This window comes from Pseudoalteromonas sp. SS15 (assembly GCF_049257195.1).
Classification (GTDB): Bacteria; Pseudomonadota; Gammaproteobacteria; order Enterobacterales; family Alteromonadaceae; genus Pseudoalteromonas.
On sequence record NZ_JBMMUD010000006.1, the window covers coordinates 286,612 to 312,254 of the forward strand.

A 25,643-nucleotide genomic window follows, 5' to 3' on the forward strand; every position below is an offset into this window, starting at 1 on the left:
AGTTAGTGTGGTTACTTTAACCCCTTAAAGCAACCAACCAATTGTTTTGCAAATTTTAGGGAAATCTCGTTAAGTTTCTAAGCTAGCGAGAGGAAAAACCCTGCAATTGCGGCGCTCATTAGGTTAGCCATTGACCCTGCTAAAACCGCCCTGAGCCCTAAGCGTGCGATATCCTTTCTTCGACTCGGCGCCATACCGCCAAGTCCGCCTAGTAAGATTGCAATCGATGAAAGGTTAGCAAATCCACATAACGCAAATGTGACAATTGCTTGTGTATGTGCACTTAACCCTTCTCGATAATTCATAAAGTCTAGATAAGCAACGAATTCGTTAACTACTAGCTTTTGTCCGATAAAACTACCGGCCGTTACAGCTTCGCTCCAAGGAACACCAAGTAACCATGCAACTGGTGCGAATACGTAACCTAAAATCTCTTGTAATGTTAAAGTCGGATGGTCAAACCAAGCACCAATACCGCCTAACAAACCATTTAATAATGCAATCAACGCTACGAAAGCGAGTAACATAGCACCTACGTTCAGTGCTAAGTGCATACCGCTTGACGCACCAGATGCAGCTGCATCAATTACATTCACTGGCTTTTCTTCATCAGACATGACATCTGATAAATTCTGTTTAGGTGTTTCTGTCTCTGGCACGATCATTTTTGCCATTAAGAAGCCACCTGGTGCAGCCATAAAGCTGGCAGCAATTAAATATTTAAGCTCTACACCAATTGCAACGTAACCAGCCATAACTGAACCTGCTACGGTTGCGAGGCCACCTACCATCACAGCAAATAACTCTGACTTCGTCATGCTTGGAATAAACGGTTTTACAATTAAAGGGGCTTCCGTTTGTCCGACAAAGATATTAGCTGTTGCAGAAAGCGACTCCGGACGAGACGTTTTAAGCAACTTTTGTAAACCACCACCTAAAATTTTAATGACCCATGTCATTATGCCTAGGTGATAAAGTACTGCGACTAGCGCAGAGAAAAATACGATGACTGGTAATACTTGGATCGCAAAAATAAAACCAATATTACTGTCACTTTTTGCCAGAGAGCCGAATAAAAACTCGATACCGTCTCCTGCATAACCAATTACCGCTGATACTTTGCTTGATAATTGGTCAAGTATGTTTCTGCCAGCTTCTGAAAATAGTACAAAACCACCGATAAAAAGCTGTAGTGCAAACGCCACCCCAACAGTGCGCAAATTAATAGCTTTGCGATTCGTTGAGGCTGCAAATGCAATACCCAGCAGGGCCATCATGCCCACTAGGCTCATTATTGTTGTCATGGTAAATTCCCGTTTTTATTCTTGTAGCAAATATTTTATCTTGCTTTTGATTATATCAATCGCCACGCGATTCATGCCACCGCGTGTAACCACTAAATCAGCTGAATGTTTAGATGGTTCTATAAATTGATAGAACATGGGTCTTACCGTTGCTTGATACTGCTCCACAACAGATTGTAGTGTTCGGCCTCGCTGCTCGATGTCACGCTGCGTTCGACGCAGTAAACAAATATCAAGGGGCGTATCAATAAATACTTTTATATCAAACTCTTTACATAACTCAGGGTCGCTGAGTAATAAAATGCCTTCAACAATTAATATTTTTGCAGGGTTAACCTGACGAGTTTCCTTACTACGAGTATGTTGCGCATAATCGTAACTTGGTACTTCTACAGACTGACCAGATCTTAATTGCTCTAAATGCGATTTAAGAAGCTCATGTTCAAATGCATCCGGATGGTCATAGTTTGTTTGTGTTCTATGCTCAAACGGTAAATGCGATTGATCTTTGTAATAGGCATCTTCTTCGATGATGGCGATAGAACCATCTTCTAGCTCATTTACAAGCTCGTTATAAATAGTTTGCGTAAAAAGAGATTTGCCAGATGCAGATGCACCAGCAATAGCTATAATTGTTCGTGTCACTAAAGTTCACACCCAACTGTTGATTCACTCGGAAGATCACAATAGCAAAAAAGACACGAATAATCTCTTTTGCTTCGCTTAGGGAGCAAATTTAGCGATTTTGATATTTCTGCGACAGGACTTATGTCCGCTTGCTAAAAACAGGACTTTTATGACATTTTCGTGACAATTGGCGTCTAGTTTTAAAAGCGGACTTATGTCCTGTACGCTATTGTTAACCAACTATTAAAGTATTCAACACTGATTCGGAGGCAATTATTTATTCTCCAGATTGGCATAAGTTAAGAGGTAAATTATGGCAAGAGCAATTATCCTGATGGCAGACAGCTTAGGCGTAGGTGCCGCTCCAGATGCAGAGCAATTTGGAGACTTAGGAGCAAATACCCTTGCGCACCTTTTAGCTTCATACAAAGAAGATAAAGGAGAAGCACTTCCTTTACCTAACTTAACTAAACTTGGTTTAGTTGATGCTTGTGAAGCCGCGGGTAAAGAAGCGTGTGAAGTGGCAGAACGCTCAGCGCCAAAGGCGGCTTGGGGTTATGCAAAAGAGCTTTCAAGCGGTAAAGATACGCCATCGGGCCATTGGGAAATGGCAGGCGTACCTGTGTTGTTTGATTGGGGTTATTTTCCTAATACACAACCATGCTTCCCTGAAGAATTTGTTACTGAATTGTGCAAACGCGCCGAAATTCCAGGAATTTTAGGCAACTGTTACGGTTCAGGTACCGTTATTTTAGAACAACTGGGTGAAGAGCATGTAAAAACGGGCATGCCAATTTGTTATACCTCAGTTGATAGTGTGTTCCAAATAGCCGCACACGAGCAATCATTCGGCCTTGACAAGCTTTATCAAGTATGTGAAATCGCACGGGCACTGCTTGATGATATGAATATAGGGCGAGTGATTGCGCGGCCATTTATAGGCACTTCGAGTGCCGACTTTATGCGAACAGGTAATCGTCGAGATTACTCTGTGCTACCTCCTGCACCAACATTATTAGATAAGTTGGCGCAAGATGGTGGTGAAGTGATCAGCATTGGTAAAATTTCTGATATTTATGCCCACCAAGGTATTACTCAGAAACATAAAGCGCCAGGTTTGATGAATTTACTTGAGAAAACCTCAGAAATCATCGACAGCGCCCCTGATCACAGTTTGATTTTCACAAACCTTGTGGATTTTGACGAAAAATTTGGTCATAGACGTAATGCCGTAGGGTATGCCGAAGCGCTTAAGCAATTCGATGATTACCTACCAACAATACTTAATAAAATGCAAAAAGATGACTTATTAATTATTACGGCAGATCACGGCTGCGATCCAACAGCACCGGGTACAGATCACACACGAGAATATGTACCGGTACTGGCTTATACACCGGGGATTGACAATATCGCACTCGGCGAACGACAAAGTTTTGCTGACATAGGTCAAACCCTTGCCCAGTGGTTTAATTTATCAACACTTGACTACGGCGACAGCTTTGCTGACGACCTGATCAAGGCGTAAGAAGGAAAAGAGAATGAGTACTCCTCATATCAATGCGAACAATGGTGATTTTGCTGAAACGGTATTAATGCCCGGTGACCCTTTACGCGCAAAATATATTGCAGAAAACTTCCTTGAAGACGCTCGCCAAGTTACAGGTGTTCGTAATATGTTTGGTTTTACAGGCACTTACAATGGTAAACCTGTAAGTATCATGGGTTCTGGTATGGGCATTCCATCAATGTCAATTTATGCGCGTGAGCTCGTTGTTAGCTATGGTGTTAAGAACCTTATCCGTATCGGTACATGTGGTGGTATTAGCCAAGACATTAAAATCCGTGATGTTATTTTTGCACAAGGTGCAAGTACAGATTCAAATGTAAATCGCGCTCGAGTACGCGGTTATGACTTCGCAGCAATTGCTGATTTTGGTTTACTTGAAAGCGGTGTTAATGCAGCACGTAAACTAGGTATTGAAGCGAAAGTTGGTAATGTGTTTACTACCGATACGTTTTACCAAGCTGACGGTTCTTTCTATGAAGAATTAGACAAGCTAGGTGTATTAGCTGTAGATATGGAAACAGCAGGCATGTATGGCGTTGCAGCCGAGTATGGTGCAAAAGCAATGGCATTATTCACGGTAAGTGACCATGTGATCACAGGTGAAGCAACACCTGCTGAAGAAAGACAAAGTACATTTAACGAAATGGTTAAGATTGCTTTAGAGTCAATCTAACGATTTCACAAAGCGTTTTAAGTTGTTATTTGCTCGTTGGGTTTTGAGCAAAAAAGTTCCTTGGTAACGTAATCGCTGATTTTTGGAGACACGCCCAAAATGAAAGCGAATCACACCCCAAAAGGCCGCACTGAATAGTGTGGCTTTTTTTTGCCTAAAATTTGTGAACTGCTGAGATTTTTGACATATCGGTGCTATCTGCCACAGTTATAGAGTGTGAAATAAACAGAGCTATTATATGTCTCAATGGGTTAGTGGAAAAATCACGGAAGTAAACTGGTGGACGCCAACACTTTTTACCATCAAGGTTGCTGCAGATGTAGCCCCTTTTCAAGCTGGCCAGTTTACTAAGTTAGCGATGACAATAGGTGATAAAAGAATTGCTCGAGCTTACTCATATGTTAATGCACCGAAAGATCCTGTACTTGAGTTTTATCTGACAGAGGTTGAAGGTGGCAAGTTGACATCAGGTCTTGTTGATCTTTCAGTCGGTGACAGCATTGAGGTCGAAGCGAAAGCAAATGGCTTTTTAACTATTGAAGAATCACCAGAGCGCCAAATTCTCTGGATGATTGCCTCAGGCACAGGCATTGGACCTTTTTTATCTATTTTGGCAGATGGCAAGGTGTGGGACAAATATAAGCAAGTCGTGCTTATTCATAGTGTCAGGTTTAATACAGATTTAACTTATCAAGACTTTATACATGCACACCAAAAGCTGTTTAAGCAATTTAATTACTTACCCCTAGTGACGCGAGAAATGCCAGAGAAGGGCTTACGAGGCAGAATCACAGATCTTATTCAAAGCAATGAAATAGCGAAGTATTTCAATCAAGAACGTTTACCTGAAGATTCTCATTTTATGATATGTGGAAATCCAGACATGGTAAAAGACTTGGCGCAACTTCTTCAAACGCTCGGTTATTCAAGGCACCGGCGTTCTGAACCTGGTCATATATCAGTCGAACAATACTGGTAAGCTATGAAAAAAGACTGAGATTTGATAAGGTGCTCAGGATTATGCTGTATTTTTATTAGGTACTTATGAGATTTTTTAGTTTTATCACTTTGTTCTTTTTTTCATTTGCTATTAATGCAAATCCAGCCTTTGAAGAAAAGGCGGCCGCATTAAGCAATATTAAAACAGCAGAAGAAAAAGCAGCTGAAAAAGTAATAGATGAGTTAATTGTTGCCTATAATCAACAAAACATTAAATCATTCTTGGCTTTATATGCTGATGATGTAGAGTTCTACATGTACCCACAAAAACTCATGTTTACGGGTAAAGAAGATTTAATCAAACGTTATGGTTTGATGTTTAAGAAAATGAAATGCTTAAATGCAAAATCGCTTAAGCGAATTGTGCATGGCAGTATTGTTATTGATCATGAAAGCTCAGAAATTTGCACCCAGCAAGCAGGTGTAGTTGATAAGCGTTCTGAGTTTGTAACTAGCTACCAGATTGAAAAAGGAAAAATCAAAAAGGTGGTCTTTTTTAGGTAAGTAAAATGAGCAAAGACATGAGGATCCAACTTCTTTACCGTGTTGAACCCGGTTGTTTGGGTCCTGATGGTATCGATTACATAGAAGAGTTTTGTCAATTCGCAGTGAAGAAAATACCGCCTCCTAATTATGCTATTTTTTCTTTTGTTCCAAGGTATGACAAGCTGCTAGATGAAAAAGAATACTCTTTATTAAATCGCAAACTCACTCAAGGACAAGTTGATAGCTATTTTCAAAAAATAGAAAAGCCGCTAGAAGAGTTTGAATCTCAAGTTGATGAGTTAATCGCATTCGCAGTTGATGCTTTTTTTGATAGGTGAGCTACTATTACTTGCCTTGAGGAATAAATGAAAGTTTTTCTTTATTTAGCCTTATTTTTCAGTATTAAGGTATCAGCGTCAGAAACTCTTCATGTCGTGACTGAAGAGTGGTTACCTTATAACTATACCAATGCCGAAGGCCACCTTGTTGGCCGCTCTACAGACAAAGTGAGGGCTGTTTTGTCTGATGCTGGTGTTGAATATAAAATAACAAGCTATCCATGGTTACGCTCTATGCATTTGGCTAAGACTCAAGCCAATACCATGATCTACTCAATTTATCGAACGCCCGAACGAGAAAAGCTATTTCAATGGGTTTGCCCGCTAATGGCCCCTGTTAAAGAGTATTTATTTGCGTTAAAAACACGAAATGATATTCAGCTCAATTCTCTCGAAGATGCGAAACGATATGTGATTTCTATCGTGCGTGGTAGCGTAAGTGAAGGGTATCTGACAGATGCAGGTTTTAAGCCTGGGTTAAATTTAGATCTCACTTCAGATCCTAGTTCAACACCTAGAAAGTTACTTGGTGGAAGAGTAGATCTGATTTTACACACTGAATACACCGCCTCAGAAAGGATGAAAGAGCTAGGGTATGATTACTCTATGCTCAGAAAAGTCATTGAGGTAAAAGAAATAGATAATCGCCGAGCTTGCATGGCATTCAGCCTTAAAACTGATAAAGCCTTAGTAAAGCGCGTTCAATTAGCGCTTGATAAATATAACAAACTTCATGGCGAGAGTTGAAAACAATGATTTTGCCCATACATAAATAGTTATAAACTAATTCCGAGTGATAAATTATGAATCCAATTATTGCCATTCTTAAAGAACACAATATTGCTGATGAACAGATTAACCAACTATTTGAAGCACTAACAGAAAACCCACTTATGGCGATGGGGATTGTGCAGCAACTAGGTATCCCTCAAGAAAAGCTGCAGCAGTTAATGGGCTTAGTCATGCAAAATCCAGGCTTGATTAAAGAGGCTGTAGATGAATTAGGCTTAGACTTTGCAAAAGTTGAAGCTGCAAAAGAAAAGCTATCTAACCAGAAATAAAGTTATATTAGCGGGACTTGTCCCGCTAATATAAATTAGACACTTACTTTATATAAGTTAAGCTCTCTTTCAGACTTCAGTATATTTTCAATTGTTTCCTGATTTTCCTCTTGTGCTTCAATGTACATTGCAAGTGAGTCCTCTTTATCTTTAAGCATATCTTGGCATGATACATAATGAGAAACTTGCTCGATGCCAATTAATCCGCAAACCCAGATACTAAAGAGCACAACAACTACTCCGCCAATCACAAATAGACCGGTAGAAAGATTAGTCATAGAAGCTGCAATAAATGCTGAAATGACGACTAGCAGAGCAAATAATGATTCAGCTTTAATGAGGTGAGCGACCTTATTTGTCAGCCAGATGTGCCAAGGATGTGGTTCGTGGTTACACAGGTGAGTAATGTCCTCAACGTAGGCAATTCCTTTTACTTTATCTTCAATGTTTCTGAAGGTTTTGTAGTTTTGACTGGTAATTAAATAGTACAGCATGGTATTGGCCTCGCGTGAGTTGGTACAAGTCATTACGCTGAAAACAGTGAAGCGATCGCTCTGAGTGGGCTTTAAATGAAGTATTTGGTCAGCATTAAGCTCTCCCGTTTTATGATTTGTAAATAATGCGGTACAAAAGATATTCGGTTAGTGGGCGCTGCGTGACCTAAGCCACGCAACTTGATGTTAGCAAAATTGCTGGATGAGTTTGGTTTGCTGCTCGATTTGGCTTAACAGCTCTTGGCTTAAGTTATGAGAATGTTGACCATGTTGCCCACCTAAGTCGGCCAGTTCACTTACGCTCTCAACATTGAGGTTGATTTGTTTAATGACCACGGACTGCTGTTCTATTGCGGCTGCAACCGAACGGTTAAGATCAGCCAGTTCGGTAACATGGGACTGAATCGTCGATAGGCTTTCACCATTCTTACTTGCAAGCTCCACACTGGTGTTAGACAAAAGGTTTCCTTGGTCCATCGAGCTAACAGCACTTTGTGATACATCATTCAGCTCTTGGACTAGCTGGGTTATCTCTTCTGTTGATGCTTGAGTCTTTTGAGCCAAGGCCCTTACTTCATCTGCGACAACAGAAAAACCTCTGCCATGATCGCCGGCTCTTGCTGCTTCAATCGCGGCATTTAATGCCAGCAAGTTAGTTTGCTCAGCAATTGAATTGATGACATTCAAAATGCCATGGATTTTCTCATTTCCAGCAACCAGTCTAGATACGGCTTGGTTAACCTCAGCTAAATGCTCATCTAAATGATGTATGGCATCAATAACTTTATCTACCGATGATTTACCATCTTGAGTGTGTTGCTCTGAAGCCATTGCAGCGCGTGAGGCTCGTTCTACATTTGTATTCAACTCTTCGATGGTGACGGTAAAGTCTTGCATACATTGCACCATTTGCTGAACTTCATTATTTTGTTTTTTTAATAGCTCTGAGACTTGTTGCCCACTTTGAGTATTTTTTTGAGCGTTAATATTTACCCTAAGAGATTCATCATTGACCCGTCCAACAACCGCTCTGACTTTGGCTTGTTGCATTTTTATTGCTAAAGATAATGAACCAACGGCATCGTTATGCCCTGAATACAAGAATGACATAAGTGGGTTATCATACGCTTCTTTGGCCTCTTTGAGGGTATAAAGATAACGCTTACGCCATCTCAATTGCATGTATGAAGTTAACATAAGCAAAATAGCGAGCGCCAAAATGGCAGGTGAAAAGGTGAAGGCCAATGTCATAAAAGCAATAGCGCTTGATGCAACCAAACCATAGCTTATCCATTTGGTGCTATCGTAATAACGGTTGGCAACTTGCCCGGCTTGTATTTTTTTGTATGCGCGTTCAGCACGCTTTTTAACTTTGTCGTCCAGATGGGTTCTGACAGATTGATACTCAATGATCTTACCCTGCTCATTTTTTATGGGCGTGACAAAGGCATTCACCCAATAAAATCGGCCATCTTTGCTTTTGTTTTTAACTGGGCCCATCCAAGAGTTACCACCTTGAATTGTGTGCCACATATTGGCAAAAGCTGCTTTAGGCATATCATTGTGGCGCACTAAGTTGTGTGGCTGACCATACATTTCTGTGGTGCTAAAACCAGAGACATCACAAAAAGCTTCATTAGCATAGGTGATCCTGCTACTGGGATCTGTGGTTGAAAGTAGAACGGTTTCTTTTGTTAGTGTTATTTCTTGAGTGTGCCGTGAACTCATACTGGCATTCCATCCTGTTAATGCAAGACGGGCAATATAGTCAAATAAGGTTGATTTATAAACAAAATAACCTAGGTGACTGACTTAATTTAGAGCTGATTTGATGAAGATCAGAAGGAGCCCATAAATTAGAACTGACTCCCTTATTATTGTGTTAAATCAATTAAATTGATTTAGTTTTGTGCAGTTTCAGTTGCTTGCATTCGTTTCGTTAACTTAGCTTTTATATCTGGCCATTGATCGTCAGTGATACTGAAAATGGCTGAATTTCTAAAATTACCGTTAGGTAATTTACGTTGTTTGTATGCTAATCCTTCAAATCTGGCACCAATACGCGAAATGGCATTTCTTGAGACCTTATTATTTTCATGTGTACAAAAGGTAACTCTCACTAAGTTTAAATCCTCAAAGGCATGGCTGAGTAGTAGATACTTTGCATGGGTATTTACATAGGTTTTTTGTGCTGACTTAGCAATGAATGTATGACCAATTTCAGCACTATGATTGTGTGTATCAAGTCGAAATAACCGTGTAGTGCCAACGACAGTACCGTAGGCTTTATCTATGATTGCCATGACAATTTGTTCATTCTGGTTAAATTGTGCGGTGTTTTTAAACCACAAAGCTAACTTTTCTTCGCTCTCACAATAATTGTTAAACACCCATCGCCAAATATCAGGGTGGCTGCCTGCTTTAAAGAGGGCACCTAGATGATTTTCAGTTAATGGAATGAGCTTAACTTTCTCGGTCTCTAATGAAATGGGTTTTAACATCTTCGTAATTCCTTATCGTCGCAATGATCTCTAAGGGCAAGTTAGCTGTTATTAGGTCTAACAAATACAACCAGAGCGGAACAAACAACTAGACCAGTGTTAATAGTTTTTTATTATTGAGTTAATAAGTAAATTACGATTTAATGACAGTGCGTTGAGAAGATTAAGGATTGATATGACCCGCCTACTATTATTGTGTTTTTGTATGCTTTGGCACAGTGCTAGCATAGCCGAAATAGACAACTCAACGATAACCATAGCTATACAAGATGATATAAAACAGCAGTACTTTGAGTTTTTAGACAATAGACACATATTAGACGTAAACGACTACAGCAGCTTAAAAGCTTCTCGCGATGTTGTTGAACATGCTTTGCTTGTTAAAGCAATTCGCCTTGGCGGATTTAAATTACCAATTAACTATATTCAAGTTGATCATCCGCCACGTAGAATTAAATTGATGAAGCAAGGGGCAATCCATTTAAGTGCGACTCCGCTTTGGTTGAATGAGATTAAACAGTTTGAGCATAAATTGCATATTAGCAGCGCCGTGTTAGAAGCGGGTCGTGCAGAAGCTGGGTTATATACGCATAGCGACAATGTTGATGTGCTGTCAGTTAAGCAACCCGCTGAATTAGTTAAGTTAATCGCAGTTTCAAATCAAAATTGGCAACATGATTGGAAAATACTTAAACAATTAAACTTTAATGGTATGTATCACACAGGTAAGTACACGACCATGTTGGATATGCTCTATAAAAGACGAGCTGATGTGATGCTAGGCCCGTTTCATAACTCTGATGATTTGAGCTTTAAACATAATGGGCAAACCTATCTACCGATCAAAAACTTAAAAATCATTATGCCTGACAGCCGCCATTTTCCCGTAGCGCGTTTCACAGCTCAAAGCCAGCCTTTGATCAAAGCGCTCCAAAAAGGGCTATCAATTTTAAAAGAAACCGGTGAAATTGAAAAAGCGTATCGCCAGTCTGGATACGTGAATGACAAGGTCAGCAGTTGGCAGATTATTAATGCTCCTGCAAAATTATAGCTAATTCGATAGAACGCAGGTGAGGTTGGATTAACTATGTTGGTAACCATGAAAACGCAATTTTGTGAAACTACAGTATCATGCAGCCGTTAGAGATTGTTTTTAGTGATGGTAAAGCAAAATACTTGCAAATTATTGATATATATCGCAATGCAATTCAGTCAGGTTCATTGTTACCTGGCACAGCGCTTCCGTCAGCCAGAGCTCTTTCTTTTTATTACCAAGTAAATCGTCACACTGTGATGAACGCTTTACAAGGCTTAGTGGCTGAAGGGTGGCTGACTTCCATACAAAGAAGCGGGTATGTTGTAAGTGAGCATTTACCAATTGAGGCCAGTGAAAAATATACTAAACAAAGAAGTGTAAAACCATTTGAGTATAATTTTTCGATGCCCTTACAACAGACAAGTGAAATTGAACTTTCTGCTTTTGACTATATTTTCGCTGGCGGCCTACCTGATTTATCTGCTTTTCCTAAACAGAAATTTAAACAATCTTTGAGTATGGCCGCGAGGCAATTCAACGCCCATGACATGCATTATTCAGATAGTGCAGGATTACCTTCACTTAAGCACCAAATTTTAAGATACCTTGGTCAGGCAAGAGCGTTTAATGCAGATGATTTACTTATCTGTAATGGCTCACAAGAAGCTTTATACTTGGTTGCAAAAGCATTTATTAATCAAGGTGACTTTGTTGCGATTGAGACCTTAGGCTACCCGCCTGCAAGAGAGGCATTCGAGAGTTGTGGTGCTGCACTAGTCGATATTGCACAAGATGAGCAGGGGATATGTGTTGATGACTTAGAAACCCAGCTAAAACTGAGAAAAATCAAGCTACTATATCTAACACCATTACACCAATACCCAACCACAGTAACCTTGCCTATAGCTAGGCGCCTTGAAATTTACCGTTTGTGTTATCAACATGGTGTGCTGATCATAGAGGACGATTACGATCATGAATTTCACTATCAGTGCCGGCCTCTTCAGCCAATGGCGGCAGATGATCCCGCGGGTATTGTGATTTATATATCGACCTTTTCTAAAATAATGTGTGCGGGAGCGAGACTCGGCTATTTACATGCTGCCAAACCTGTTCTAGCGCATTTAAAAGGGTTAAAAAAGCTCATTAATCATAAGAATGACGTCTTTACTCAACTGGCGGTCGCGCACTGGATGGAGACAGGAGAATTTGAACGCCACTTAAAGCGCATGACCAAATCATATAAAGCGCGATGGGAAGCAATGAATAGTACCCTAAATGCTTTAAAAGCGCAGGACCTAAACCTCTCATTTATCAAGCCTGATGGCGGTATGGCATTTTGGCTAAACTGCCATCAAGATGTGGTTGCGTTAAAATTAAGAGCCAGAGAAAAGGGCATTTATTTTCAATCGGAAGAAGAGTTTTATCACTCTAATTCAGTCCGTTCTTTAAAACCAAATGATGGCGAGATAAGTCATATTCGCTTAGGGTTTGCTTCACAAACAATTGAGCAAGCAGAAGCCGGTATATACGAAATTTTTTCAGAGCAAATATAATTCACTCAGCTTTTTAGATTATGAATTGCCAACACTGCACTTTTGATGTCTTTTAAGTCTGCCTGCATTGTTTTCTTAAGCTGTTCTGTCATGAATCGTGACATGAGCTTTCCCATTATTTTTGCAAACAAGCTTTTTGGTACTCCTGTAAACCCCATAATAAGTTCACATTGATCTGTGCCTTCGATAATTTTCATCTCAGAATAGTAATCGCAACCATGACTCTGTGCTTTGGTCTTATAAAATACATTGGTTTGTGACTCAGTGATCCACATTTTCTCTGTGGCATCTTTACCAAACATGGTTCTGGTTTCTTGCCATTTTAGGCCTTTTAGCCCCTCTTTAGGTTGCTCAAGAATCACTAGGCTTTTAATGGCAGAAATATGCTTTTGGGCATGACGAATATCGCTAATGACGCGCCATATTTGCTCTTTTTCTGCGGGAATAACAATCGATTGTTGAACGTTCATGAAGTTCTATGCTTTATCTTTTTTATAAAGCATAGATTTAGATTGTCGATTTTTCACGTTACAAAAGCGTTATCTTTGATGAGAGAATATTACTTTTCTTTAGCTGATGTTTTGTGACGAATAAGCTGGTATTTATCGCCATGCAAGCGTAGTTCATATAGCTTATCGTATTCATCTTCTTCAATGTTCACTCGGTGCCCTGAAAGCAGCTTTACAAGTTGAGGCGTTGTATTACTGTGGCCTACTACCACAGCTACTCCATTTAATAACTTTAACTCACCAGCAAATTGTACTAATTCTCTTGGGTTGTAACTTTTTACTTTGAGTGACGTTGCCCTTGCCAGTGGTGCGATGGTTTGTTGAGTACGGTTGTAATCAGTACTGAACAGCTGTGTTGGTTTGGCTGACTGAAGTTGTTTGGCAATGTTATTGGCTCTGAGTTTTCCTTTATCTGTTAATGACGGATCACTCCCACTGGCTTTTTCACTGTGGCGTAATAAAAAGATTTGCTCTGGTTGTGCCATAAGTTGACTCGAAAAGAGCAATGCGATAAGCGCTAATAAACTGAACTTCATTTTTATACTCCTTAATCTCAGTTTAGATACCGTTGTTATTTTCTTAGATTAACAGTCTATTACTTCATTTCAATGACTTAAGCATTTTTATCATTGCGTGAGTGACTTATACCAATCCTCAAAATAGATCACTTAATTAAGAGGGGTGGTATTAGTTAAAAAGTGTCCGATGCGGACACTTTTATCGTCCGCGGACAAGCGGACAAGAACCTATAAACAGGTAACTATATGATAATATTGGTTTTTAAAGTTTGGCACAGTCTTGGTATCTATTTAGACATAATAGGCTCAGGAGCAAGACAATGATTTTAACGACCGCTTTTTTTGTATCACCCCTTTTGATGTTGTTGATGTCATTACTTATCAGCTGCACTGAGCAATTTTTGAATCAATAAGGAATGAGTATGATCAGAGATACCAGTGGCCAAGATCAAATGGTCCAACATAAGCCTAAAAAACTAAAACCTGTACTGTTGATTGCTGGTGTGCTGTCGCTTGTTACTTGGGCAGGCTACGCCATGATGAATACCGATAATGTCAGTCAGTCTGTTGATAAAGCACAGCTACAAATTGCGACGGTCATTAAAGGAGACTTGGTCAGAGATGTAGCGACAACAGGTAAAATAGTTGCTGCTAATGCACCAAAAGCGTACAGCCCAGAGCAAGGCTTTGTCACTTTGCAAGTGAAAGCAGGTGACAGTGTAGAGAAGGGGCAGGTGATTGCAGAGGTTGAAAGCCCGGAGCTTAACAACAGTTTAAAGCAGCAAGAATCAGAGCTTGCCAGACTGAAAGGTGAACTTGCCAGAAGCGAGTTAGAAGCAAGGCGTCAAACATTGGCTCTAAATAAAACTTTAGACATGGCGCAAGTTGAACTGAGTGCCGCAGAGCGTGAAAACCGCCGAGCAAAACTCTCAATAGAGAAAAGCCTGATCAGTCAAATTGATTTAGAAAAAGCCGTCGATGATTTAGCCAAAGCTAAGCTGACCTTTAAACATGCAAAGCAAGAGGTTGAGCTCGCCAAGGATACTTTGGCGTTTGAGTTACAGTCATCGCAAAGCCAAGTTGCAAGACAACAGCTAGTTGTTGATGAACTTCAAAGAAAAGTCAGTAACTTAAATGTAAAAGCCAGTGTGTCAGGCATTGTTGGTAACTTGATGGTGCAACCTAAAGCTATGGTGACTAAAAACCAAGCCTTACTCACTTTAGTCGACTTGTCCGCTTTTGAAGCCGAGCTACAAGTGCCAGAAAGCTATGCCAATGATTTAGGGATCGGCATGCAAGTAGAGCTGAAAATGGGTACTGAGTTAGTAAAAGGTACTTTGTCAGCCATTTCGCCAGAGGTGAATAACCGAGAAGTAACCACACGTGTGCGCTTTAACCAAAGTGATATTAGCAATATACGTCAAAACCAGCGTTTATCAGGGCGTATCTTATTAGAAAACCGCAGTGATGTATTAATGGTAAAGCGTGGCGCATTTATGAATGCGGGCGGCTACGTGGCTTACAAGCTAAATGGTGAACGTGCAGAACGCATCGAAATCAACACAGGTGTCACCAGTATTAACCATGTGGAAGTGCTAAGTGGGCTTACACCAGGCGATGAAATCATCATTTCAAATTACGACACATTTAAAAATGCCGATGCCGTATTGTTGAGATAAGGGCTGTTGAGATAAGTATTACAGAGATAACAAAAAGCACATTTAGGCATCATCAACAGAATATAGACCGAATTAAAAAGGAAAGAACAATGTTAAAAATGAATAATATCAGCAAGATGTATCAAACAGAAATGGTACAAACACATGCATTACGTGATTTTAATTTAAACGTTGAAGAAGGCGAGTTTATTGCGGTAACTGGCCCGTCAGGCTCAGGTAAAACGACCTTTTTGAATATTGCAGGTATGTTAGAACCCTTCACCGGTGGCGAATACTTATTGGATGGCATTGATGTTGGCAAACTGAATGACAATCAACGTGCGGACTTACGTAACCAAAAGATTGGTTTTATCTTCCAGGGCTTTAACCTCATTCCAGATTTAAACTTGTACGAAAACGTTGAAGTGCCTTTACGTTATCGCGGGATCAAAGCGGCTGAGCGCAAGCGCAGAATAGAGCAGTGTTTGGAGCAAGTGGGGCTAGCTAGCCGTGCTAAGCATTTACCTCAGCAACTATCGGGTGGTCAGCAGCAGCGAGTTGCTATTGCTCGAGCGCTGGCTGGTGAACCACGCTTTTTATTGGCCGATGAACCAACAGGTAATCTAGATAGCTTAATGGCACGTCAAGTCATGGAGCTGCTTGAACAAATTAACCGAGATGGCGCCACCATAATCATGGTAACGCACGACGCGGAGTTAGCTCGTCGTGCACCGCGCAATATTCAGGTAGTAGACGGCCAACTTGCTGATTTTACGCTATATCAGGGTAATCCAAATATGGCAGTAGGAGCTTAATATGTTCAGTCATTATATAGATCTAAGTTGGCGGAGCTTTAAACGCACGCCATTAGTAAGCCTGTTAATGGTAATTGCCATAGGAGTTGGTATTGGCATTACAATGACCAGCTTGTCGGTTTACCACATGATGTCGATGGACCCTATTCCTGAAAAGAGTGACAAACTGTTTGCGGTACAACTGCAAAGTATGGATGAAGGAGAAAGCTGGTGGTCACCTGACAGCATGCCATACCAGTTAACTTATCGTGATACTGAAAATTTATTAAACGCGGATTTACCATTTAAACGCGCAGCTTTGATGAAAACCGGTTTTTCGGTGCACTTAAACTCAGATAAAGTGAAACCATTTTTAGAGCAAACACGCGTGGCGTCAAGAGATGCATTTGATATGTTTAATCTGTCATTCATCAATGGCGGCGTATGGAGCAAAGAGCAGGAAAGTAGTGCAGCTCCAGTCGCTGTAATCTCTCAAAGCATTAGCAAAAAATTATTCGGTACGAGTAATAGTGTAGGGGAAACCTTTTATCTTGATGATTTAAGTGTGCGTGTTGTCGGGGTGATCGAAGACTGGAAGTTACACATAAAATATTTCGACCTAAACAATGGCTCTTTCAACAAACCAGAGCATATTTTTATTCCGTTCTCATTGATCAAAGCGAATGAAATAGACACTTGGGGAAATACCAATGGTTGGAAACATGAACCTGTAAAAGTCTTTAACGACAAGCTGCAATCAGAAAAGTTTTGGTTACAGTTTTGGGTAGAGTTAAACAATGCCTCTGAGAAACGTGTTTTTGAAGCGTATTTAGAAAACTATATTGCTGAAGAAAAGAAAGCTGGACGTTTTACGCGTGAAAAAGCCGAATATAAGCTTAGAGATGTAAACCAGTGGATCAGTTACTGGGAGGTAGTGAACGAAGATAACAAGATTATGGTCGCACTGAGCTTTATGTTTTTGGCAGTATGTTTAGCTAATATTCTAGGCCTATTACTGGCGAAATTCTTACGTCGAGCGCCAGAAGTGGGCGTGCGACGAGCGCTGGGCGCAAGTAAGAAACAAGTGTTTTTTCAGCACATTGTTGAAGTTGGTATGTTGGGACTTTTTGGTGGTGTTATTGGCATTATTGTGGCGCAAGTTGGTCTATTTGGTATACGTCAAAGCCTGAGTTATTACGATGCACTCGCGAATATGGACATTTCCATGCTGATGACCGCGCCGTTAATCGCCATTTCAGCGTGTATTATCGCCGGTCTTTACCCCGCTTGGTTAGTATGTAACACCACACCAGCTACTTATCTTAAAACCCAATAGGAGCCTGACATGTTAGAAATTAAGCCTATTTTCAATGCCTTGTTACGCTCCAAAGTGGGGGCAGTGTTGTTGTTAATACAAATAGCGATTACTACAGCCATTGTTAGCAATGCAGCTTTTATCATCAAAGACAGACTCGATTATTTAAACCAGCCAACGGGGTATGAAGAAGAAAATATTTTTAAGTTTAACGTAATGACCTTTGGCACTGACGTTGATTTAATCCAACAGGTAGATTTAGATGAGCAGATGCTCAGAGCCATGCCGGGTGTTGTTGATGCTGTTCAGATCAGTGCTGTGCCACTGTCGGGGGGAGGTTCGTCAACGGGTTTTAGATTAAAACCCGTACCAGAAAAGTCAAAATCGGTTAATGCCAGTTACTTTGAAACAGACGAGCACGGTTTAAACACCTTAGGTGTTAACTTAATTGCTGGTCGCAACTTTACTGAAGATGAAGTTGTGTTGAATCGAGACTATAGCAAATTCCCTAAAGTGGCGTTGGCAACTAAAGCATTGATGGACGATCTGTATCCCGGTGAGGATGGATTAGGCAAAGTGATTTATATGGGCGACCAGCCTTTAACAATTGTCGGTATTATCGGCATGATGAAAGGCCCTTGGTTGAAAATTGAAAACCGTAAAGATAAATCAGTATTACTACCGACAGTGAGCCCAGGTAAGCTTCATCAGTTTTTAGTTCGCACAGAGCCAGGACGCCGCGCCGAGGTGATGAAGCAAATTGAAAGTGCGATGCATTCAAATTATGCAAAGCGCGTTATTCAAGATTTAACCGGGCTGGATGTAAAAAAAGCAGATTATGTTGCCGAAGACCGACTAATGATGCGTATGCTAGTGATATTGATCAGCGTACTAGTATTAGTGACAGCCTTGGGTATTTTTGGCCTTACCTTGTTTAATATTAATAAGCGCACTAAGCAAATTGGTACAAGACGCGCGTTAGGAGCTCGCAAATCAGCGATTATCAGCTATTTTGTGGTCGAAAACAGCCTAATTTGTATAGCTGGTTTAGTACTAGGGGTATGTGGTGCAGTGTTACTGGGGCAACAATTAATGGCGAATTATTCAGTCCCTGCGTTATCGAATTGGTATGTTGCAATAACAGCCGTTGCCGTTTTTGTGATGAGTTTATTAGCGGTAATTGGTCCTGCAAGACGTGCGGCTAATATCGACCCAAGTATCGCAACACGAACAATTTAACTTCTAAATACTCAACCTCTTAGTTCGTGCTACACTCAAGCCTTTGGTGTAGCACGAATAATAAAAAGAAAATACATGGACAAAATACTCATCATTGACGATAACCAAGCTGTACTTGATGCGTTATCGCTATTGCTCGAAATACATGGTTATGATGTTGTGACAGCACACACTCCTTTCGAAGCAGAGCAAGTTGTTCGCTATCAACGTATTGCCTTGGCTATCCAAGACATGAACTTTACCGCTGACACCACTTCGGGTGAAGAAGGCAAGAATCTCTTTTATCAACTTCGTGCACTCAATGCGCACTTACCGATTATTCTGATCACGGCATGGACAGAGCTAGAAACCGCCATAGAGTTAGTGAAAGCGGGCGCCGCAGATTACATTGCCAAGCCTTGGGATGACAATAAATTACTGACCAGCATTGCAAATTTGATTGAACTGGGTAAAGCCAAACAAGACAACGATACATTTAACCGACAACAAGATGAGCGACACTCTGTCCATGAACAGGCAAATCTGGCTGGCCTTGTGTATACGAGTACAGCCATGGAGCGAGTGGTAGATATGGCATTGCAACTCGCTAAGTCAGACGTGTCGGTATTGATCACAGGGCCAAATGGCAGTGGTAAAGAGCGCATTGCCGAAATTGTACAGTTAAACTCTGCTCTGGCAGATAAACCCTTTATTAAGGTAAATGCAGGCGCATTGCCCAGCGAGTTAATCGAGGCCGAGCTATTTGGCGCAGAAGCAGGTGCCTACACAGGCGCTAATAAACAGCGTATTGGCCGTTTTGAAGCTGCGGATGGTGGCACGTTATTTTTGGACGAAATAGGCAACCTTCCTCCATCTGGTCAGATGAAATTATTGCGAGTCCTACAAACGGGTGAGTTTGAGCGCTTAGGCTCAGTGCAAACACAAAAAGTCAGTGTACGGGTTATTTCGGCAACTAACGCTGACTTATTACAAGACATAAAAGCAGGCAGATTTAGAGAAGATTTATATTACCGACTGAATGTCATAGAGCTCAGGCTGCCACCGCTGAGTGAGCGAAAAGACGACATCGTTCCACTTATAAAACATTTCTTGCCAGAGCGAGAATTTGGATTGGCTACTGAGCAGGCTCTGACGAGCTATGCTTGGCCGGGAAATGTCCGAGAGCTTGAAAACGCCTGTAAGCGGGCTGCTGTTCTAAAGCCAAGTGGCGCACTGGAGTTTACCGACTTTGGTTTAAACCAAACACAAAACGTGACGCAAACAAATACTAACAAAGAACCCAATAAAGATGAAATAGAGGCTGCAATGCGAGAATACCAAGGGGTTGTTGCCAAAGTAGCAAGACATTTTGGGCTCTCACGACAAGCGCTATATAGGCGTTTACAAAAATTCGATATCGACTACTAATAAAATTAAAACGATAACCTTTATGAAATCACTCACAGCCAATCTCAGTACTCGTCATAAATTGCAGTTAGCAACAATGTTAAGTGTGGTATTGGCGTTAGTGCCTGTTTTACTTGTACTTGGCGCTTCGAGTACCCTTAGTCTGATTAGTTTTAGTTTAGCCATCGTTTTGGCTTGGTTTGTCAGTAGCCTAATTACTCAGCCTGTGAACTCAGGTATTAAAGCGCTAGAAACGGGTTTGTTGAATTTCAAAGACGGTGAGTTTTCGAGTTTACTTGCATACAGTGAAGACGATGAGCTTGGGCGTTTGTGCCACACTTACAATCAAACCGCCGAGCAACTTAGACAAGAAAAACAATGGATTTATCAGCGCGAATTGATGCTCGATAAAGTGCTACAGTCATCGCCTCAAGCCTTGGTTTTAATAGACAGTAACGATTATGTGGTGTTCAGTAATCACAGTGCCAAACTGTTATTTAATAGTGAGCAGAAACTTGAAGGTCTGACTCGCAACGAACTCTATGCTTTTGGCAGTGAGCAAATTCAAAACGCGATGGAAGCAGGCAGAGATGGACTATTTCACCTAAAGCACGCACATTCAAACGATAGTCAATTAAAGCATGATGACGAAGCCCAAACTTGGCACCTTTCAACCGGACAGTTCTTGTTAAATAACCATAGTCACCGTTTATATATTTTTAAACAGCTTACACGTGAACTGAGTCGTCAAGAAGTGGCAGTATGGAAGAAAGTAATACGTATCATCAGTCATGAGCTCAATAACTCTTTAGGCCCTATGTCGTCTATGTTACACAGTGGAAAAATACTGACGCAAAACCTGGATGAACCAAGGCTAGGGCGAGTATTTTCGACCATGCAAGAGCGCATAAATCACCTGAATGAGTTTGTTCAAGGTTACGGCAAGTTTGCCAAATTGCCTCAGCCAAAACTCGAAGTAATTGATTGGTCGAGTTTATTGAACAGTGTTAAGCAAGAGTGGGCTTTTAGTATTGAAGGGGATATCCCAAACGTTGAATGCCTTGCAGACAGAGTTCAGCTAGAGCAGCTTCTTATTAATTTGCTTAAAAATGCGCATGAATCGGGTTCAGAAGCAGAACAGATTAAAGTAAAAATTGAAGCTAAATCTCAAGGTGCATTACTCAGCGTGAGTGATGCAGGTAAAGGTATGAGTGAAGCGGTTATGGCGAATGCCCTTGTACCTTTTTATTCAACCAAAGCAAGTGGAAGCGGCTTGGGGCTTGCGCTTTGTCGAGAAATCGCAGAAGCCCATCATGGTCAACTAAGTTTGCATAACCGAGGTGATGGGAAAACGGGCTTAGTTGTTCAGGTGTTTTTCCCAAGTTAACTCGATTTTAGTTTAGTTGATGTTTGTTTCCTCTGGTTTGCAATCAGAGGGCTTTTCGAGCCAATACACGGTGTTAGAAATAACCACAATACTACCTGATACCACAAAGCTAGCTGCAGTCACTAAACCATAACTAGCCATTAATAGCGCACATGCCTCATTTGAGCAATTTGCCATGGGGATTGCTTCTTCTAGGGCTAACACCTTCTTTTTACGCATGACATTACATTTTTCATCATAGCTATGTGCGTTTTCTGGTACGTAAACGCACCCCGCTAAAAGAGTCAAAAGTAGTGCAGAGATAAGCGTTTTCATATGCATCCATGTAATTCCAAAATGTAGAATGGCGAGTGTATGTCATTGAGTCCCTAAATACTGTAAGAAAATGTTTATGAGTCGATATAATTTGAAGAACAGAGATATAATCAAACTATATAGAACAATCAGAGACATACTAGTGTTTAAAAAGCTTAAAGCATTATTAGCTGACTTCAGTAATGAATTACAGCAAACCAATCAGCCTGAGAATTCAATCGACTTTAATACTGGACTTGCAGCTCTCTTAGTTGAAGTCATGCGCGCTGACAGCAAAATTGAGCAATCGGAATTAGATAAGATTGCCGAAATTTTAAAAACACAGTGTGAGCTAGATGAAAGCCAGGTTAAAGTTCTGATAGATAAAGTAAGACCTATGGTTGAAGCTGCGCTAGATTTGCACCAATTTGTAAAAGAAGTGAATGCGAAAACAAGCTACGAAGAACGTATGGAAGTGATCGAGTTGTTATGGCACGTTGCTTTTGCAGATGGTCATTTAGATGATTATGAAGATCACATCATTCGTAAAATATCGAGTTTGATGTATGTAGCGCATGTAGATTTTGTGGCAGCTAAAATACGTGTGCAAGAGAGTTTAGGTATCTAATCAAGTTTACTTTGCAAGTTTGTTTAGACTCTCAGCCTTCAATCATGATGCACTAATATCAATTTAACTACCTCACAAAAAACATCAAAATAAAACACTGTTTTTATATACAGAATTTTATTTTTGACGCATAACATTATTACAGCGCGTTTTGTCCAGTTTTCACAACTGAGCAAAATTGGACATTCTAAACTCATGTTTACAATGAACTTTTCTTGTGTGAATATTGGGACACGTAATATAGCCCGTTTTGTCGGTATTTATTCAGGCAATTTGGGAGAGAATAAGCTGTTATAAGGGCTTTAGCAGGGGCGGAGTATTAATCAATTGAAAGTTCTTCTATTCCCATCTTTTTGGGTGAAAATAGTTTCATTAGCAGTGAAGCATTACTGGCTCTATATAGTTCTTTTTCCTCTAATCTTTTTCAGTAATAGCTTATTACAGGGAAAATATATGGAGTTCTTATTCTCTCTATTTACCATGGCTAGTGTCACGGGAGTTGGTTTTATTTTATATGTCATTTCAAGCTTTATGTGGAAATTACGGAACGGGAAAATAAGTATTACTGATAGCAATGACTATACATTACTTGCTAAAGAGGTATTAAGTATTGGTCTGATCGAGCAACCAAAATCAAGTAGTTCAAAAATGAAAGTTGGGTTTTCTGATTCTAGTTCAAAAATTGGGGTTACTTTTTTAATTGCTTTGAAGCTTAGTGCTTTATTTTTAATTTTCTTTGCTTGGTATTCAATCTCAAATAAATAGAGTTTTGCCCTTATAACAAATTAATTAAACAATGGACGCAAAACAGCAGGCTTGCGCTCATTCTTCGCTTAGTTTAGCCTGCTATTTTTCGCCGTTTATTAAGGCGTTATATGCCATGGAAAGAATAGATGTTGCCTGAACCATACAATACATTATTGGTGATTTTAATTTGCGTTATGGGTGCTTTGCATTTCAGCGGAAAACTTGGAACAGTAGATAAATCTCCAGCTCTAAAATACATGATAGGTAATTACCCAAAGTTACCGAAAATTATGGTTGGTTTAGCTATATTTGTTGCGGTAACAAAAGGCTTGGTTTTGATTTTAAATAGCATATAACAAGCCATTGCAGTGCGGGACTTTTAACAGTTGGCTTTCCTCACTGCGTTCGTTATTTTAGCCAACAATTAAAAGCCCCTGAATGGGGCGTTAGCAGTACAGGAAATATGGCACTAGATTTACACATAATGGAAAATGGCCAACCAAAGGAATGGATTTACGCAATTGATTCTGAGAAATGGTCATTATTCAATGAAGCGTTCGAGATATTTAAAGCTAAAACTGGCTTAGTCATAGATCAATATTCCGATACCAAGTTCTCATCAGGGCTTCAAAATTTAATAGATATACTTAGCTCTGTTGCTCCACAGTACGGTAAAAGTGCCGCTCTATTTTCAGAGTTTATCTCTGTTTTGGAGTCAGCCGAAAGCAATGGTAAAAGCGTAATTTTTGTCGGCGATTAATGTACTGCTAACAAGTTACTTAAAAGGACGCAAAACGCTTGGCTTGCGCTCCTTCGTCGCTAATTTTAGCCAAGCATTTGTGCGCCAATTAGTAAGGCGTTATGCGTCACTTTAAATCGCTGTCTTTAATGCGGTTTTTACTTCAAGCCTTTCCTTCAAATCAGCTTTTAGGTACAGTGGTGCAATCAATTTTTAAGTAGGTCTTGGCTTTTCTTTTTTCAATTTAAGCTGTGACCAGAAAGGTCATTCAACAGTCAAGCGCTTCTTTGCAATTTTTGGTTAGGTGAGTGTTTTAAGTTTTAAGTTTGGCTTATTAGTGCAGGCGCAAGCGCTTCTAAATTTGAGTGTCAACGCATAACAAAGTCGTCAACGCGGACAAAAAACTGTTGGCTGTTTCGCTTCGCTTCACATTTTAGCCAACAATTTTTTGCCGGTTACAACGGCGTTATGCGTCACTTTAAATCGCTGTCTTTAAAATGGTTTTTGCTTCAAGTCTTTTCTTCAAATCAGCTTTTAGGTACAGTGGCGTAATCAAGTTTTAAGTTGGTCTTGGCTTTTCGTTTTTCAATTTAAGCTGTGACCAGAAAGGTCATTCACCAGTAGAGTGCTTCTTTGCAATTTTGAGTTTGGTGAGGGTTATTCAATTTTAAGTTTAGCTTATTAGTGCAGGCGCAAGCGCTTCAAAAGCGGTGCGTCAACGCATAACAAGCAATTCAACAGGGATAAAAAACTTGCGGGCTTTTCGCTTCGCTCTATTTTAGCCCACAATTTTTTACCCGTTAATCGGGCGTTATGCAGATAAGTTAAACTCAAACTATGGCATGTACATTGACCTATGCGACATTAAGGATTTTCTCTTCTGAACTGTCGCCTGAAAAAATCACGGACTTAATTGGTTTTAATCCTACAAAGGTTAAAGCTATTAATCATGATTCCAAATATAAGCATGAGCGAGAATTTAATTATTGGGCTTTTTCTACTAAGGATTTATCTGATTCAACTGATAATGTAGAGCACCTTGAGATAATCCTAAATAACCTGCAAGATAAACTCGAAGTTATGAGTAATTTGCACAAGTTAAATTGTTCAACTGACATATTTTGTTTTTGGGACTCTAATGGTCAAGGTGGCCCATCAATGACTGTGGATTTAATGAATAGGCTTGTTTCATTAAACCTTAATATATCTTGGGACATTTACTTTGACGATGAATCTGCATAACAAGAAATTAAACAAGGACAAAAAACAGTTGGCTTTTTGTTCACTACGTTCACTTATTTTAGCCAACAATTTTTTGCCTGTTAATTAGGCGTTAGCTGCTTAGTCGCACATCAGAGGTCAGTATGAATATTAAATTTAGCGATGTTTTAGATCTATTTGAACTCGTCAATTTTGGTTCACCACTTGATCATGAAGGGTACATTTGTAAAGAATCAGGCAAAACATATTTTTATTCTGAGTTTGGTGATAATGAAGAGGAATTACCAGACGATATTAATGATGAAAAATACTTGGCTATCCCTCATAAAAATGAATTGAACCTTGGTAATAAACTCGCTTTCGATTTTACTCTAGAATACTTACCAACAGAATATGAAAAAGTACGTTCAATCTTTAATCGTAAAGGTGCTTATGCAAGGTTCAAATCTTTACTAGAGAGCGCTGATAAAATTGAAGAATGGTATGAATTTGAAGCAAAGCGCACTGAAGAAGCATTACGAAAATGGTGTACAGAACAAGGTATTATATAATCAGCAGCTAAC

At 40.1% G+C, this 25,643-nt stretch carries 29 protein-coding genes; 21 read left to right on the forward strand and 8 right to left on the reverse strand.

Features of this window, described 5'->3' with window-relative positions:
- Positions 1–77: 77 nt before the first annotated feature.
- Both AAEU28_RS14355 and udk read right to left on the reverse strand, forming a co-directional pair.
- Positions 78–1,304: a NupC/NupG family nucleoside CNT transporter gene (locus AAEU28_RS14355; RefSeq protein WP_421964760.1), complete on the reverse strand. Its 1,227-nt coding sequence runs from the start codon at positions 1,302–1,304 to the stop codon at positions 78–80.
- 15 nt (positions 1,305–1,319) lie between these two features.
- Positions 1,320–1,949 (reverse strand): uridine kinase, encoded by a 630-nt coding sequence (gene udk / locus AAEU28_RS14360; RefSeq protein ID WP_058032252.1) that lies wholly within the window; start codon positions 1,947–1,949, stop codon positions 1,320–1,322.
- Positions 1,950–2,244: 295 nt separating this feature from the next.
- On the opposite strand from udk, the gene AAEU28_RS14365 reads away from it, so the two are divergent.
- From AAEU28_RS14365 to AAEU28_RS14395, 7 genes are all read left to right on the forward strand, one after another.
- Positions 2,245–3,459, forward strand: a complete 1,215-nt coding sequence (locus tag AAEU28_RS14365; protein WP_421964761.1) for a phosphopentomutase — start codon at positions 2,245–2,247, stop codon at positions 3,457–3,459.
- Between the two features lie 13 nt (positions 3,460–3,472).
- Positions 3,473–4,174, forward strand: coding sequence for a purine-nucleoside phosphorylase (gene deoD, locus AAEU28_RS14370; RefSeq protein WP_421964762.1), 702 nt, complete (start codon positions 3,473–3,475; stop codon positions 4,172–4,174).
- A gap of 238 nt (positions 4,175–4,412) precedes the next feature.
- Complete coding sequence (locus AAEU28_RS14375; protein ID WP_421964763.1) at positions 4,413–5,153, forward strand: ferredoxin--NADP reductase; 741 nt, start codon at positions 4,413–4,415, stop codon at positions 5,151–5,153.
- Between the two features lie 65 nt (positions 5,154–5,218).
- The gene (locus AAEU28_RS14380) at positions 5,219–5,677 is read left to right on the forward strand and encodes a nuclear transport factor 2 family protein (protein ID WP_421964764.1); all 459 of its coding nucleotides are present in this window, start codon (positions 5,219–5,221) and stop codon (positions 5,675–5,677) included.
- A 5-nt stretch (positions 5,678–5,682) separates the two neighbouring features.
- The gene (locus tag AAEU28_RS14385; RefSeq protein ID WP_138481324.1) at positions 5,683–5,997 is read left to right on the forward strand and encodes a hypothetical protein; all 315 of its coding nucleotides are present in this window, start codon (positions 5,683–5,685) and stop codon (positions 5,995–5,997) included.
- A 27-nt stretch (positions 5,998–6,024) separates the two neighbouring features.
- On the forward strand, positions 6,025–6,744 hold the full coding sequence (locus AAEU28_RS14390; RefSeq protein WP_421964765.1) for a substrate-binding periplasmic protein: 720 nt from the start codon (positions 6,025–6,027) through the stop codon (positions 6,742–6,744).
- Positions 6,745–6,800: 56 nt separating this feature from the next.
- Entirely contained in the window at positions 6,801–7,058 is a 258-nt protein-coding gene (locus AAEU28_RS14395) for a DUF2999 family protein (protein ID WP_421964766.1), read from the forward strand.
- Between the two features lie 35 nt (positions 7,059–7,093).
- On the opposite strand, the gene AAEU28_RS14400 is transcribed toward AAEU28_RS14395, so the two are convergent.
- The 3 genes from AAEU28_RS14400 to AAEU28_RS14410 all read right to left on the reverse strand — a co-directional run bounded on the left by AAEU28_RS14400 (position 7,094) and on the right by AAEU28_RS14410 (position 10,053).
- Positions 7,094–7,552 (reverse strand): hypothetical protein, encoded by a 459-nt coding sequence (locus tag AAEU28_RS14400; protein WP_421964767.1) that lies wholly within the window; start codon positions 7,550–7,552, stop codon positions 7,094–7,096.
- Positions 7,553–7,738: 186 nt separating this feature from the next.
- Positions 7,739–9,280 carry a methyl-accepting chemotaxis protein gene (locus tag AAEU28_RS14405; protein ID WP_421964768.1) on the reverse strand — a complete coding sequence of 514 codons (1,542 nt, stop codon included), beginning with the start codon at positions 9,278–9,280 and terminating at the stop codon, positions 7,739–7,741.
- Positions 9,281–9,453: 173 nt separating this feature from the next.
- Entirely contained in the window at positions 9,454–10,053 is a 600-nt protein-coding gene (locus tag AAEU28_RS14410) for a GNAT family N-acetyltransferase (RefSeq protein ID WP_421964769.1), read from the reverse strand.
- A gap of 175 nt (positions 10,054–10,228) precedes the next feature.
- Between AAEU28_RS14410 and AAEU28_RS14415 the strand changes: the two genes are divergently transcribed.
- Together AAEU28_RS14415 and AAEU28_RS14420 are read left to right on the forward strand one after the other, a co-directional pair.
- On the forward strand, positions 10,229–11,104 hold the full coding sequence (locus tag AAEU28_RS14415; protein WP_421964770.1) for a hypothetical protein: 876 nt from the start codon (positions 10,229–10,231) through the stop codon (positions 11,102–11,104).
- A gap of 80 nt (positions 11,105–11,184) precedes the next feature.
- A complete protein-coding gene (locus tag AAEU28_RS14420; protein ID WP_421964771.1) occupies positions 11,185–12,645 on the forward strand; it encodes a PLP-dependent aminotransferase family protein in 1,461 nt (486 codons plus the stop codon).
- Between the two features lie 5 nt (positions 12,646–12,650).
- On the opposite strand, the gene AAEU28_RS14425 is transcribed toward AAEU28_RS14420, so the two are convergent.
- Both AAEU28_RS14425 and AAEU28_RS14430 read right to left on the reverse strand, forming a co-directional pair.
- Entirely contained in the window at positions 12,651–13,115 is a 465-nt protein-coding gene (locus AAEU28_RS14425; protein ID WP_421964772.1) for an SRPBCC family protein, read from the reverse strand.
- 89 nt (positions 13,116–13,204) lie between these two features.
- On the reverse strand, positions 13,205–13,690 hold the full coding sequence (locus AAEU28_RS14430) for a SixA phosphatase family protein (protein WP_421964773.1): 486 nt from the start codon (positions 13,688–13,690) through the stop codon (positions 13,205–13,207).
- Between the two features lie 404 nt (positions 13,691–14,094).
- Here AAEU28_RS14430 and AAEU28_RS14435 point away from each other — a divergent pair, with 404 nt between their 5' ends.
- The 6 genes from AAEU28_RS14435 to AAEU28_RS14460 all read left to right on the forward strand — a co-directional run bounded on the left by AAEU28_RS14435 (position 14,095) and on the right by AAEU28_RS14460 (position 21,451).
- Positions 14,095–15,351 carry an efflux RND transporter periplasmic adaptor subunit gene (locus tag AAEU28_RS14435; RefSeq protein ID WP_421964774.1) on the forward strand — a complete coding sequence of 419 codons (1,257 nt, stop codon included), beginning with the start codon at positions 14,095–14,097 and terminating at the stop codon, positions 15,349–15,351.
- Between the two features lie 89 nt (positions 15,352–15,440).
- Positions 15,441–16,145, forward strand: a complete 705-nt coding sequence (locus tag AAEU28_RS14440; protein WP_058032267.1) for an ABC transporter ATP-binding protein — start codon at positions 15,441–15,443, stop codon at positions 16,143–16,145.
- Position 16,146: 1 nt separating this feature from the next.
- Positions 16,147–17,460 (forward strand): ABC transporter permease, encoded by a 1,314-nt coding sequence (locus AAEU28_RS14445; RefSeq protein ID WP_138481305.1) that lies wholly within the window; start codon positions 16,147–16,149, stop codon positions 17,458–17,460.
- Between the two features lie 9 nt (positions 17,461–17,469).
- The gene (locus AAEU28_RS14450; RefSeq protein WP_421964775.1) at positions 17,470–18,678 is read left to right on the forward strand and encodes an ABC transporter permease; all 1,209 of its coding nucleotides are present in this window, start codon (positions 17,470–17,472) and stop codon (positions 18,676–18,678) included.
- Between the two features lie 75 nt (positions 18,679–18,753).
- Positions 18,754–20,085 (forward strand): sigma-54-dependent transcriptional regulator, encoded by a 1,332-nt coding sequence (locus AAEU28_RS14455; protein WP_421964776.1) that lies wholly within the window; start codon positions 18,754–18,756, stop codon positions 20,083–20,085.
- Positions 20,086–20,107: 22 nt separating this feature from the next.
- Complete coding sequence (locus AAEU28_RS14460) at positions 20,108–21,451, forward strand: sensor histidine kinase (RefSeq protein ID WP_421964777.1); 1,344 nt, start codon at positions 20,108–20,110, stop codon at positions 21,449–21,451.
- Positions 21,452–21,463: 12 nt separating this feature from the next.
- Here AAEU28_RS14460 and AAEU28_RS14465 read toward each other — a convergent pair whose 3' ends face one another.
- Positions 21,464–21,766 (reverse strand): hypothetical protein, encoded by a 303-nt coding sequence (locus tag AAEU28_RS14465; RefSeq protein ID WP_421964778.1) that lies wholly within the window; start codon positions 21,764–21,766, stop codon positions 21,464–21,466.
- 142 nt (positions 21,767–21,908) lie between these two features.
- Between AAEU28_RS14465 and AAEU28_RS14470 the strand changes: the two genes are divergently transcribed.
- From AAEU28_RS14470 to AAEU28_RS14495, 6 genes are all read left to right on the forward strand, one after another.
- Positions 21,909–22,373 (forward strand): TerB family tellurite resistance protein, encoded by a 465-nt coding sequence (locus tag AAEU28_RS14470; RefSeq protein WP_421964779.1) that lies wholly within the window; start codon positions 21,909–21,911, stop codon positions 22,371–22,373.
- 453 nt (positions 22,374–22,826) lie between these two features.
- Positions 22,827–23,138 (forward strand): hypothetical protein, encoded by a 312-nt coding sequence (locus AAEU28_RS14475; RefSeq protein WP_421964780.1) that lies wholly within the window; start codon positions 22,827–22,829, stop codon positions 23,136–23,138.
- A 128-nt stretch (positions 23,139–23,266) separates the two neighbouring features.
- Positions 23,267–23,476, forward strand: coding sequence for a hypothetical protein (locus AAEU28_RS14480; RefSeq protein ID WP_284242516.1), 210 nt, complete (start codon positions 23,267–23,269; stop codon positions 23,474–23,476).
- 107 nt (positions 23,477–23,583) lie between these two features.
- Positions 23,584–23,880, forward strand: coding sequence for a hypothetical protein (locus tag AAEU28_RS14485; RefSeq protein ID WP_421964781.1), 297 nt, complete (start codon positions 23,584–23,586; stop codon positions 23,878–23,880).
- An 828-nt stretch (positions 23,881–24,708) separates the two neighbouring features.
- Complete coding sequence (locus AAEU28_RS14490) at positions 24,709–25,101, forward strand: DUF4279 domain-containing protein (protein WP_421964782.1); 393 nt, start codon at positions 24,709–24,711, stop codon at positions 25,099–25,101.
- Between the two features lie 122 nt (positions 25,102–25,223).
- Positions 25,224–25,631: a UPF0158 family protein gene (locus tag AAEU28_RS14495; RefSeq protein WP_421964783.1), complete on the forward strand. Its 408-nt coding sequence runs from the start codon at positions 25,224–25,226 to the stop codon at positions 25,629–25,631.
- Positions 25,632–25,643: the final 12 nt, after the last annotated feature.

What these genes read in the sequence shown, in the direction of transcription:
- AAEU28_RS14420 (WP_421964771.1), top strand. Translation starts at nt 11,185, where the DNA reads ATGCAGCCGTTAGAGATTGTTTTTAGTGATGGTAAAGCAAAATACTTG.
- AAEU28_RS14445 (WP_138481305.1), top strand. Translation starts at nt 16,147, where the DNA reads ATGTTCAGTCATTATATAGATCTAAGTTGGCGGAGCTTTAAACGCACG.
- AAEU28_RS14495 (WP_421964783.1), top strand. Translation starts at nt 25,224, where the DNA reads ATGAATATTAAATTTAGCGATGTTTTAGATCTATTTGAACTCGTCAAT.
- AAEU28_RS14365 (WP_421964761.1), top strand. Translation starts at nt 2,245, where the DNA reads ATGGCAAGAGCAATTATCCTGATGGCAGACAGCTTAGGCGTAGGTGCC.
- AAEU28_RS14415 (WP_421964770.1), top strand. Translation starts at nt 10,229, where the DNA reads ATGACCCGCCTACTATTATTGTGTTTTTGTATGCTTTGGCACAGTGCT.
- AAEU28_RS14475 (WP_421964780.1), top strand. Translation starts at nt 22,827, where the DNA reads ATGGAGTTCTTATTCTCTCTATTTACCATGGCTAGTGTCACGGGAGTT.
- AAEU28_RS14375 (WP_421964763.1), top strand. Translation starts at nt 4,413, where the DNA reads ATGTCTCAATGGGTTAGTGGAAAAATCACGGAAGTAAACTGGTGGACG.
- AAEU28_RS14405 (WP_421964768.1), bottom strand. Translation starts at nt 9,280, where the DNA reads ATGAGTTCACGGCACACTCAAGAAATAACACTAACAAAAGAAACCGTT.
- AAEU28_RS14385 (WP_138481324.1), top strand. Translation starts at nt 5,683, where the DNA reads ATGAGCAAAGACATGAGGATCCAACTTCTTTACCGTGTTGAACCCGGT.
- AAEU28_RS14450 (WP_421964775.1), top strand. Translation starts at nt 17,470, where the DNA reads ATGTTAGAAATTAAGCCTATTTTCAATGCCTTGTTACGCTCCAAAGTG.
- AAEU28_RS14380 (WP_421964764.1), top strand. Translation starts at nt 5,219, where the DNA reads ATGAGATTTTTTAGTTTTATCACTTTGTTCTTTTTTTCATTTGCTATT.
- deoD (WP_421964762.1), top strand. Translation starts at nt 3,473, where the DNA reads ATGAGTACTCCTCATATCAATGCGAACAATGGTGATTTTGCTGAAACG.
- AAEU28_RS14395 (WP_421964766.1), top strand. Translation starts at nt 6,801, where the DNA reads ATGAATCCAATTATTGCCATTCTTAAAGAACACAATATTGCTGATGAA.
- AAEU28_RS14460 (WP_421964777.1), top strand. Translation starts at nt 20,108, where the DNA reads ATGAAATCACTCACAGCCAATCTCAGTACTCGTCATAAATTGCAGTTA.
- AAEU28_RS14425 (WP_421964772.1), bottom strand. Translation starts at nt 13,115, where the DNA reads ATGAACGTTCAACAATCGATTGTTATTCCCGCAGAAAAAGAGCAAATA.
- AAEU28_RS14355 (WP_421964760.1), bottom strand. Translation starts at nt 1,304, where the DNA reads ATGACAACAATAATGAGCCTAGTGGGCATGATGGCCCTGCTGGGTATT.
- AAEU28_RS14480 (WP_284242516.1), top strand. Translation starts at nt 23,267, where the DNA reads ATGTTGCCTGAACCATACAATACATTATTGGTGATTTTAATTTGCGTT.
- AAEU28_RS14410 (WP_421964769.1), bottom strand. Translation starts at nt 10,053, where the DNA reads ATGTTAAAACCCATTTCATTAGAGACCGAGAAAGTTAAGCTCATTCCA.
- AAEU28_RS14430 (WP_421964773.1), bottom strand. Translation starts at nt 13,690, where the DNA reads ATGAAGTTCAGTTTATTAGCGCTTATCGCATTGCTCTTTTCGAGTCAA.
- AAEU28_RS14485 (WP_421964781.1), top strand. Translation starts at nt 23,584, where the DNA reads ATGGCACTAGATTTACACATAATGGAAAATGGCCAACCAAAGGAATGG.
- AAEU28_RS14435 (WP_421964774.1), top strand. Translation starts at nt 14,095, where the DNA reads ATGATCAGAGATACCAGTGGCCAAGATCAAATGGTCCAACATAAGCCT.
- AAEU28_RS14390 (WP_421964765.1), top strand. Translation starts at nt 6,025, where the DNA reads ATGAAAGTTTTTCTTTATTTAGCCTTATTTTTCAGTATTAAGGTATCA.
- AAEU28_RS14440 (WP_058032267.1), top strand. Translation starts at nt 15,441, where the DNA reads ATGTTAAAAATGAATAATATCAGCAAGATGTATCAAACAGAAATGGTA.
- AAEU28_RS14465 (WP_421964778.1), bottom strand. Translation starts at nt 21,766, where the DNA reads ATGAAAACGCTTATCTCTGCACTACTTTTGACTCTTTTAGCGGGGTGC.
- AAEU28_RS14455 (WP_421964776.1), top strand. Translation starts at nt 18,754, where the DNA reads ATGGACAAAATACTCATCATTGACGATAACCAAGCTGTACTTGATGCG.
- AAEU28_RS14400 (WP_421964767.1), bottom strand. Translation starts at nt 7,552, where the DNA reads ATGCTGTACTATTTAATTACCAGTCAAAACTACAAAACCTTCAGAAAC.